Annotated in this window: 3 protein-coding genes; all 3 read right to left on the minus strand. The window is 38.8% G+C overall.

Features of this window, described 5'->3' with window-relative positions:
• Positions 1 to 104: 104 nt before the first annotated feature.
• The 3 genes from IPM48_01295 to IPM48_01305 all read right to left on the minus strand — a co-directional run bounded on the left by IPM48_01295 (position 105) and on the right by IPM48_01305 (position 11,846).
• Positions 105 to 4,187, minus strand: coding sequence for an HYR domain-containing protein (locus IPM48_01295; protein MBK9270206.1), 4,083 nt, complete (start codon positions 4,185 to 4,187; stop codon positions 105 to 107).
• A 682-nt stretch (positions 4,188 to 4,869) separates the two neighbouring features.
• Positions 4,870 to 8,691, minus strand: coding sequence for a hypothetical protein (locus IPM48_01300; protein MBK9270207.1), 3,822 nt, complete (start codon positions 8,689 to 8,691; stop codon positions 4,870 to 4,872).
• A gap of 35 nt (positions 8,692 to 8,726) precedes the next feature.
• Positions 8,727 to 11,846, minus strand: coding sequence for a T9SS type A sorting domain-containing protein (locus tag IPM48_01305; GenBank protein MBK9270208.1), 3,120 nt, complete (start codon positions 11,844 to 11,846; stop codon positions 8,727 to 8,729).
• Positions 11,847 to 12,199 lie beyond the last annotated feature (353 nt).

Consider the following 12,199-nt stretch of genomic DNA (forward strand, 5'->3'; position numbering starts at 1 on the left):
GCTACGATAAAATCAAAGCTAAAAAAAGAACCCCCTTGGATCATTATCCAAGAGGGGTCCCATCCCAAAAACAGTAAACTCTTTAGAACAAAACGAATTTAGCCTTATTGAATTACAACCATTCTCCGTGTAGCGGAATATCCATCTGCATCGAGTTGATAGAACAAGACGCCGGTAACTCCAAGCTGCGCGTGGTTGATCTGCATGCTGTTATAACCTTTAATAGCCTGCATACTGGTCTTCCAGATGATTTTGCTATTAAGATCATACACTGTCAATGTGGCATGACTTGCGCGAGGCATTTCAAAACCAATGACGGTCAGATCAGAGAATGGATTGGGTTGATTCTGATACAGGACGAAACCTGGTTGTTCTGTGACAACCGCTCCGTTTCTGAATCCCAATCTTATATTCATTTCCTCCAGGTTGAGTCCATATGCTTCAGCTGGAGTAATGGATGAATTAATTTGAATATGTGAGGACAATTTACCAGTCGAAAGAGCTCTGAATTTCACCGCAAACAAGTCTCCGGGATTTTCAATGGCCGTGCCCCGAATACTGTTTAAACTCATGGTTATAAATCCAGAGTTGGCTTTGTTGATACCAAAATTCTCTTTGCTCAAAAACTCAGAATAAGTAATGACATCACTGTATTCTAAAACAGTTGGATCAAACTGGATGGTAAACTGCATTCCCAAATATGGTTTGGCTGCAGCAAACTGAATGGGTACGGTCAGCTCATCTCCTGCAATAAATGACTTCTCGTTGGTGATGGCGCTCATACTTTCTCTAGTTCTTGATTTTGAAGCAACCCCATTGGCTACCACAGATCCATTCAGGTCTCCAATTTTGATGGCCTGAAAGTTGGCTGACATATCGCGATCAAAAGAATTGATTTCAAAATGCTTTGGATAATTTTCGTAAAGCACTGCATCTTCTTTCTCCTCAAAAGTATAGGACTTATCCACAAATACCCAAGAGGTATTTTTTGCAAACTGAGTCGTTTGACCAAGGATTAGTTTCCGAAGCTCAATGATGTCAGTAGTTGTAATGGTCTTGCTATCATTGACATCTGCAGCAATAATCAGATATGGATCCGAGAGATTCTCCAGTCCTAGAATATGCTTTTGAATTCTTACGATGTCCGCAGTGGAAATACCATTGCCATGATCGTCATTTTTGTAAGGTCTTACGGTGTATTTTGCCCCATTTAAATCCATGGACATAAAAGCGTAACGTCCGGATTCATTCGTTTTAATGGCAGATGCTGAGCTACCTTCCAGATTCACTTCCACAGATTTCACGGGTTCATGTCCATTGGAGGTTGTTGCAGCAATTAATCCGGTTACATTACCTGTCAAGTTTCTACGACAAGCACGGTTATTGTCCTGCACATCGATGAAAGTTCTGCAATAAGCTTGTTCTCCCGTGGTGACGTCGGTTACCCACATCAACACAGTTCTCTGTCCTATGCTGTCACAACCATAACATATAGATTTGTCTGTGGTGTCACTTGAGAAGGAGAAAGTCACGCGATTACCACATGGGTGATAGCTTCCTCTGTCAAGATCACTGGCCCAGACACAGATCATGGCAGTGTCTATTGCTCCATCACCATCCAGATCCATTGGCATCAAATCAATGGCAACTCCATTCAAACAATATGGTGTTGGCTGTTTACAGTTGACAATGCTAAAATCGCGGAATCTGGTCGTTTTATTACCACACTTGTCCTCAAAGACATATTTAATGGTGTGATGCCCTAATTTATATCGACCGGAGGCATTGATCTCAGATCCCACTCCATTATTCACGATATCATACTTCCCATTTCTGTCGAAATCGATGTGGTATTCCCAAAACAATTCACTTGGAGGGGTGCAATCATCATCACCCGTCACCACCAGAACCACAGGTCCATTCAAGCAGCTGTCAAACGTACAGAAGGTTGTGTCCGTAAAACTACCAAACATATCAGGAGCTTCCAAATTGTGGACCTTTATGACCTGTATGTACTCTTTCTGATCAAATTCGTATTGGTGTGTTGAAGAATTATAGTAAAACTGACACCAATCGATGGCTTTCCACTTTCTCAGTATTTTATAACAGGCATCTGCTCCGTTCACAATCCTAAAAACTTCATCTTTCATGCTAAATGCAACCAAGTCGCATTTATCTTCATAAATAGCCCTTGGTCTTCCGGTTACATCAGCAGATAAGGTATTTGGATCCAGGCAACCTGTCAAAGTGGTATCCGCTGGCCAAACAATGTGAGAATCTAATTTGAACGGACAGTAATTGTGGAAATAAATATATTGGCTGCAAGTATCTCTACCATTTCGATCACTTACCTCCCAATATCTCACGATATATCCAGTGTTGCATTGAGTGCGGTTGTCATCATGCCATGTTCTGATTGTTAAATCACAATTATCATGTGCAAATCCATCGTGTATTTTAAACACGGTATCTTGATTGTAGCAATTTTTGACATATCGAATCGTGCGTGTATTGTATAAATAAGCAGAATCTGTCTGTATAACACCAAATACGGTCAGGTCATTGATACTAAAATGATAGTCGCAGGCTACTGTCAGATCCACAGGAGGTCTGCAAATTGGTCTGAGTTTATCTTGCACTTCTACTTGAACCATGCAATCATTTGTATTGCCCCATTTGTCTTTTGCTCTGAAAACTACAGTAATGATTTGACCAACATCTTCACAACAGAACTCCACATAAGGTCTGAATGGATCCGGCAAGTTGTCGCCATCGCATGGCCCGTCATTCATTCTTCTGACAAGGAATGAATCAATGTGACAATCATCATAAGATCCATCGTCAAAAGTTTTGGCATACACATGTGCACGACCATCCAGAGAAAGTGCAACGACTGTTTCGCGATCACAAATAACAACCGGAGCTGTTTTATCTCTGACCGTAACATCCACAATACAAGAGTCAACATTGTAGCATTCATCATAAGCCCTATATACCACACGGTGATACCCAACTGGCAATTTTATGGAGCCGCCATTTTGATTGGTAAGAATACCTCCAGGATAAACTATATCTACTCTTACAGGTCCACCACAACTGTCAAATACGATGGCTGGTGGCATATAAACGGTGCCTTCACAGCGGTAATTGCCATCTGTTGTTGCCTCAATTGGATATGGACAATGAATATAAGGAGCTTCATCATCTACGATTTCAATAAGCTGAATACAAACTCTTGATATTTCGCGACTACACCACCACTCGCGGATGGTCCACATTCTCATGATTTTGGTTACACATCCTACTTTACCAAGATTGATGTCTTCATAAATGGTAGCAACATTGCAATAAATATCAGAGGGTGGCCACAATGGAACAGTTGCAAATGTCAAAGGACTTTTGGATATGGTGTCTCTGTACGTAGGTACACCTGTATAGGTAGGGCTGGGATGGCCTCTTTGATCCAATGGAATCCGGTTGTATCTGATATCCTTGCATTTGATTGGATTCAGATTTGCTTTGGTCCAGTCGGCAGGACAGGTTACTTTGGTGGTATCGAATCTTCTAAGCAAGGTAGTATCATTACAAATGCCAGATTCATTACCATACAAATCTCTTGCTTTGTAACGTCTGACCATCTGTTTGATATACAGAGGATCGCAAGGAAGTGGTGTAATGATTTCATCCACGAGAATCAATGTATCCCAACCACATGCATCATAATGCGCAGGCTTGAGCTGAGAAGCAAAAAAACATGGAATGGTATCCCTACCACAATGAATCACTGGTGCTAACTTGTCCTCCACCAGGATGTCACCCCAACACCGGTTGCGACTGATGTTGTCGTAAATTTCAACTTTCAGTTTTTGTCCAGCCTGGGCACCGGTAACAATGTCCCTGGGATTGAGTGGCTGATTGTGTTTGTTATAAATGGTGACGGTAAATTGCCCTCCCGGACAACTGGATAAGGTGTCGTTCAATATCATAGCCGGGGTAACCCTCGCCTGACAATATTGATCCAAAGACACTTGTGTAAGCCCATTGCATGCCAACGAACACTGCGCCGATAATTCTATAATAGAAGTGGCGAGTGTAAAAAAGATTAAAACTGCCAAAGATAAAAGCCGTTTACTTTGGAAGGATAAGCTTGAGTTGGAAATGGGAGATGTAAAAATCGTTTTCTCCATGAGATCCTCTATTTAATGATTAAAAAAAAATTATTTTAGTGCAGGGTATAAGACATCACTGTCAAATACTCTCCAGAATATTCAATTCAGAATATTTTTTTTCAAAGACGAAAAGTGAAAAACCTCAAAGGTCAATCGAAAAGACTTCTTTGAAAAAGCCCTAAAATCATTCGTTGGTTAAATGCTAAATTGCGCAGTTTGCGCTAAAGAGAGGATCTGTTATAAACTGGGTTGGGTTGTAATCACCACAAAGGTAATATACATATTTAAATTTCCTACTATTTATTTGCAATTTTTTTCCAATCACATATAAATAGCCGAAAACTTTAATACGTCACAAAGGTATATCATTTATGTCATACCCTTAAATACCCATAAATAAGTATTTTATTATATTAAATATATAATAAATGTGTATTTTATTAATTATTAATTATTTATATATTATTATTACCGATAAACTTATCGCAAACTCCAGTAAAATCCATATATATAAATAGCCATAATATATAATAACGTTGCAATCTCAATGTCTTTGAATAAGGAATTCCAATCAAAAATTACATCCTATTCCACCGTAACGCAACTCCAGTAAAACTTGAATTAGATCAAGATTTTCCGTAGCCGAAGATCCCAAAGGCCTCATTCAGAGGCCTATTTAGACCTGTCGAAATTCTTTCATCTATTTGCTTTTGCTTCTAATCAGCTTTCCTTGTTTCTGCAAATTGCCTGAACTAAATTTATAAATCAACATGCCCTGATGGTCACCCAAATGCTCCGAAGTTAGACACCAATAGTTCAAACCTTTCTCCAAGGTCTTCCAGCTTTGATGAATCAATTTTCCTTGAAGGTCCATCAATTCGAGTTTGCATTCCATTCCGATGTTTGATTCGCACTGGATACAAAATTGGTCCTGAAATGGATTGGGATTTACTTTCCAATTTTTCCAGAAAGGCTCTGCCATTTCTGATGGAGTGATTCGCAAATACAATGGATAAGCCATCGTATTTCCTCCATAAACTTCATTGGCTCTGTAATCGGTATTCCTGATCAATTCTTTCAATGAACCGTTCCTAAAAACCTCCCATATGATCCGAATCACTTTTTGATTCTCCTGAATTCGGATTGGAAAGAGCCCATTGTAACTTATACTCAATTCTCCGTCATGAATATGATATTGCTGGGGATCCATTTCTACGCCTTCCACTTTCTCCGTCATATCCAATACTTTTACCGGAAATCCAATTAACGGATCAAACTTCAAAGAAAACTGATATCCCTCAATGGTCATATCATCATTGACTACAAAATCCGAAATATTGCGCATTCCTGAAACCAGAATATGATCGCCTGTCCGAAACTCATGATGTCTGATACGACCCGTGGTTATTCTTTCCTGATAACCCGATGCTGAGCTGACATCTCCAGTTTTGATTGAAACAAAATCTATTAATTTACTTTCATCGATACGAGGAATATTAAGTAGTTCTTCAAAATTTTCAAACAAAGGAAAACGAGGATCTTCGAATTGATAATTTTTAGACAGAAATCTCCATGATGTATTTCCAGGAACTTCGTTTGCTGCACCAGTGATCAATTTTCTCAACCAGGTAATATCTCGAACGCTGACCTTGCCATCTCTATCCACATCAGCTGCAATCCATTGCAACGGATTCTCAAATTCCGAAATTCCAAGAATGTGTTTTTGAATATAAATAATATCCTGAGTAGAAATTCCGTCTACCCATTTCCCTGCCTCGTAAACGGGATATAGCTTAACTTCATCACCCAATTGGAAATGATTAAAATGAAATCTTCCATCTTTCTCAGTTTTAAAAATACTTTTTCCGTACAAATCCCTAAATTCGACATTCTCCATGGGAGATTCCTTTGAATCCTTCACGATTCCAGTAACATATATGGTTGAATCCCGCCGGAAGTTGGTGCAAAACATCATCGGATCATCTACATTCACCAAACCCAGACAACTTGCAGAGTTATCAGATTCATCCACCACAAAAACAGTGAACCTCCAGATAGAATCCGGAAATTGAGTGTGTTGACTACAACTAATGTACCTGATGGTATCAGCATAATTACCTGGGGTAAAAGTAATTCTGATGTCTTCATTTCGGGTACAATTATCTGAAAAGCTCAACAATAGATCTCGTGCTATTATAACCGCACTATCATTTATTTGAATATTCCGATCGATCAATCTGCAATTCACCTGCGGTGAAATTTTATCCACCAACTCAATAAATACAGTGTCTCTCGTCATATTTCCACAGTCATCTGTCGCTGTAAATATTACCCGAGTGACACCAAGTGGATAAGTGTCGCTTGCATTTGCTCCATTGTTGTTGTAATCATTTACGATGTCTACGTTTTCATGACAACTAAGAACAGACACAAGATCCAAAGATAAAAATGGGTTGCAGGTATCTGCTGTTGAACAATATAGAGTATCTCTGGGTCCCAATAAACGAATCGGCCCAAAATTGGTCAAGGTAAGAATTTGAGTATCTCTGGCAATCATTCCCAGACAAGAAGTAGCTGTCCACATCCGCAACATTCTTTGACATGAATCCGGAGGTGTGGTCAACATGCTATCCCTCCAACTGAATTGCACTGTTTGACAACTATCCAGAGGAATAAAAGGTCTGGATTGAATGCTGTCTGGATGATTGGGATGACAGGCACGCAAGCTGGTGTCCCTTGCCCAAATTATTCCTGCAGGATTAAAAACATAGTTATTTACGATAGTAAGCCTTTGTCTGCAACTTGAATCTACCGAACCATTCTGAAATTCAATTCTCCATTTGCGCAAAATAATTCCTGACTTACATGCCCCTAAAGTACCTGAATCAGAATAAGTAATTCCATTGGTAACGGTATCAATACAGGCACCTGAAAGAGAAGGTTCGCCAGCAATAGCCAGGTCAAATCGATCCTGTGTGCATGATAGGGTTATATCGGGTGGACAGACAATATTTACGACGTTCTTATTTTGAATTTCGATATTGATCATACAAAAATTGGCATTGCCAGCCTTATCTGTCACTTTGATCACAATAAATTCTTTCAAACCTGCATCTTCACAACAAAATCGGATAAATGGTCCAAAACTAGTATCGGCCGGGAATCCGCATCTGTTGGTCATGCGTCTGATAAATACGGAGTCAATTTCACAATTGTCATAAAAATATCCAATTGATCGAAAATAATCTGCACTCAATGTTGACTGGCCAGATCCATCCAATGCAATAATTAATCCCGGAGGGCAAATCAAAGTTGGCGCTATTTTATCCAAAACAGTCACGGTTGCAAAGCAAGTATCCGTTAATCCACAACCATCAATGGCAATATATCCTATATCATGAATACCTTCAGACAATTCGACAATATCCCCTGGCTTCCTCAAATAGGTATCATCAATCCTTACATAGTATCTCAAATCTGCCGGAGAACTGCAGGCGTCCGTTGCCAAAAAATTAGGTACTTTCCAATACCCAACACAATTAATTGTGCCCGCATACAAGGTAAGATTTGGTGGACAAACCACGATGGGTGCGGTAGTATCCGCAATGGTGATCAGTTGCGTGTCAATTCGGTTCATTCGGGTACACCAATCCATGGCTACCCATCTGCGATGGATTTTGAACATTCCTCCACAAACACGAGCGGTATCATCCAAGTAGGATGCAAACAAATCACAGAAAGAATTGATTGGTTGATTAAAAATAGTTGGTTCTCCCAAGATAGCTGGACCAAAATATGGACAATATACAATGGTATCATTGGGGAAAATAACATCAGACAAAGAAGCCTTTTGAAAATAAACTTGCTTTGAACAAGTGGTAGAATTCCCGGATTTGTCCACTACAGTGTAATTAACAGAACTTACTCCTGCAAACAATGGATCGCAAAACCATTTATTAAAAATAAAACCAACCTTAACCACTGCTCCGGTATCACAATTATCCAAAACGGAAATCAGGTTTTTATAATTCACCAAGTACGGATCCACGGTACATGGAAATGTATCATTTTGGCAATCGAGAACCGGAGCCAATTTATCCTCTATCCTCAATTCGGACCAACAGCTCATTCCGGTTGTTGTGTCGATCACTGTAGCAGTCCTGTATTTACCCAAGTCCAAACAACTAAGTGTGTTTAAACCAGTTTCGTTTACATAAACTTTGAACTGAGCATAACTCGGTAACTTTACCGTTAATAACATGCCCGGAGTCAGGACGGAATTACCTTGTTGATCCAGTGAAATTTGTACCCATCCATGACAACTCAGTGTCATTCCAGAACCATTGTTTTTGTCTTCCATTGGAAAATGATCCAGTTGGATTGAAGGCCAATCCATAGGGCTGGCCTTCAAGTGGAAAAAACACTGGAGCACCAATAATAACACCACTGCCAGTTTGGTACTGATGCACTTGCAGTTGATCCATTTTGGGATGGGATTCTTGGATATTGCTAAATTGATCATTGTTCAATATTTTATTAGAATAGAAAACTAAACTCTTATAATTTAATGGCTTTAACGGTTGCAGAATGGGTTCCGGATTTGAATTGCAAATAATAAATTCCACTTGTCTGCAATTTATCCATCTGGATCATCAAATATTGCATGATCTCTTGCTTCAGAAACTTTTGATAATGTACTTTTTTTCCTAGCATATCAAAAATTTCAACTTCAATGTCATTCTTTTCTTGTGATTGAATGTTTACATATATATGATTTACAAATGGGATTGGACCCCAATCAACAATTTTAAAATTTGATTCAGACAGATCAGGTTTGAAATCTTGATCATTTAATTGTATTTGACTTTGTAATCCATTTGCGAAATATACCTCGGAAACAAAATTGTCTACCAATTCAGGATATTCCTGACAAAATATTTTCAGTCCATTGGAACCTACTGTAAAAAGAAGATCTCCTCTCTTAATCATAATTGGCCGATTGAAATGAGCGGAAACACGCAATTCGGATTCGCTGTATTCCATAAAATGCTCCCGCCAATCATTTTCGAAAACGGATTGACCCATATCAAGTAATAAGTTACAACCAGAAGTAGAAACCAATCCCATTTGAAAGCCTTCAAGGAATCCTTCATCCATCGCTCTGAAATAAAAATCATTCCCTCTTCGGGTAACCATTACCCTAAATCTTTCAAAATTATTGTAGAGGTTATTTTGTCCAAAGGTTTGATTTACATCACCCAGTTTGATTGCCACCCAATCCAGTATTTCGTCTTTTGAAAGAGAAGGAATCTGATATTTGGAGTGATCTTTAAATTCTTTCCATGGATTTTTCGCATCAACGAATTGATAATGCAAGGGCAATCCGACAAATGAATTTTGATGAGGGAATTGCGAAATACTACCTAATATAAGCTTTCGAATCATCGAAATGTCTGCAGCAGAAATATGGCCATTCTGATCTACATCTGCCGCTATTAAATCATAAGGTGATTCTATTTTTTCAATTCCCAAAATGTGCTTTTGAATTTTAATAATATCAGAAGTACTAATACCCTCCAAAATATGGTCAGAAGACGATAGATTCAATTCAATCACACCGGATAATTGAATGTCTTTAAAAGCATATTCGCCTTTTGCATTGGTCATTGATACCATCAAGTGATTTCCTGAATTCAATTCCAATTTAACTTCTGCCGCATTAAATCCATAATGACTGGATGCCAAGCCAACAATAGAATGATTCTTAATTATGTTCTTAGGACAGAGTGAATCTTTGTCTGTGATAAGAAGATAAGTTTGCGCAAAGGCATAATTGCCACACTCATCCCACACATAAATGGGAAATTCGTTCAATTCTAAAGAATCACAGTTAAAAGTCCGAATGGTATCCTGCGGGTTCTCAGAATACGAAAATCTTAAATTGCCCGATGATGTACAGTTGTCCTCACTTTTGTTATTGAACGTATGGGCATGCACCATAATCATTGGGCCATTTGCCATTTGGATTAAATTTGAACTTACACCATACAACAGGTTTGGTGTTGGCGCCTTTCCATCCTTTACCTGTACTTTGACAGGTTTTTTGGAGATATTGTGACAAGAATCCTTTGCAATCAAATACAAAACATGTTGTCCCATGTCAAGAAAGAGCGATGGATCATTTCCCAGTCCACTTGAATCCAGCTTACCATCTGCTCCAAAATCCCAGCTAAATGACAATTCGATGGCAGAATTAGAACCACAATCCATGGCCCCAAATTGCGGAAGCTGGAAAAATGAACCGCTGCAAGCGATCGTATATGAATATAAAATGGTGTCGTTAAAATTTGAAATGACCGGTGGAATGGTATCCAATATTTTAATCACTTGAACTTTGCTATAATAGCCATTGGATGGAATATTTGGATTGGGTCGCAATGCAGGGTTGTAAATACACCAATTGATGACCTCCCATTTACGTAGAATTTTACCACAAACACCTCCCTGAGAAAAGCTAAAAAAATCATCTGACTTTCGGACTTGAATCTGATCGCACTCATTCTCAAAAATTCGGGGCTCACCAGAGTCAATGGAATCTTTGTTGATTCTGCATGTATAAATGGTGGTATCTACTGGCCATTTTAATTGTGAAGTATCTGTTCCGTCAAAATGTGAATTAATAAGCACTGTAATTACTTGCTTACAAGAATCCTTTAAGCCCATCTCATCAGTTGCAACAAAGGTCTTTACGATCGAACCAGCACCGCAACCATTCAACGATCTGAGGATGGAGGAATCCAAACGATGCATACCACAATTGTCTTCTATATAAGGTCGCTCTTTATTAAAAAGACTATCAACATCAAACCCACAGAGAACGGTCCGATTTGGAGGACAGACAATGGTAGGAGCCAATTTGTCACCCACCCAAATTCTCACCATACAATCTCCAAAATGGCCTTGATGAACACTGTCATGGACCACCCCATCTCCCGGATAGACATCGTAAACCCTCAAAATAGCCATGATCGTGTCTCCCAAATCCATGCAGCACATCTGAACTTGATCATCAAATTGGTAATTCGGATTGTCGGGTGTCGTACAACTATAACCGACCGGTGGATCCATTCTTTTAATTTTGAAAAAAACATGCCCGCAATCATCGTATGATCCTCCGTCTAAACTTCTGGCAGGAATAAATCCAAAACCTGTATTGTCCAGATGAATCACCATTTCCGGCCTGCAAATGACTTCTGGAGGGTTGGAATCAAAGACGGTCAATGTCATGGTATCACGATCCACGACCCTACAATTATCTGTCATTTCATAAATGATCTTGAATACGCCTGTGGGAAAACTCAATACTCCTCCATTTGACATGATTGTTCCCAATGGGGTAATTGTACGGACTGAAAACAAAGGCAAACAGTTTGTATTAAAATTGGCAGGTGCCAAATCCACCAAGGTATCGCAGATTCCATCGCGAATAATTTGGACGGTAAGATCTGGTGGAGCGGTGACTGTTATAGCCATAGATCCCTCTACAAAATGTGCACTGCAACCATTTGGGGAAGCTAAAATTGGGGAAGGAAGTAAAAAGAAAGCTCCCAAAATGGTTGCCAGGGATGAAAAGAAATAATTAGACCTAGGTCTGACTAAAGAGTTTATGGTGCACATATACCAATTTTTGCTAAATTCAATAATATGTTATAAGCTTGATTTACAAGCTATTGATAACTTTTTACAAAGCCTTTAGAAGCCATTTCCAGAAAAATGAAATGGATTTGGCATCTAAAATTGAAAATTAGCTGTTGGTGGGATGGGTTTCTCTAGTAAAATACTTTACTATTTCGTATCACAAAATTATGTAATATATATTATACTGCAAAACAATAATATAAAAATTATATTATATTTTTTTTTAATGTATATATATCATTTTTTTATGATCTGATTTTGAGCGAAATAACGGAGTGTTATCCAAGGTGTAATATTCAATAAAAAAAGCCCCTCCTGATCTGCATTGCTGC

The sequence above is a fragment of the Saprospiraceae bacterium genome (assembly GCA_016715965.1).
In the GTDB taxonomy this organism is placed as follows: Bacteria; Bacteroidota; Bacteroidia; order Chitinophagales; family Saprospiraceae; genus Vicinibacter.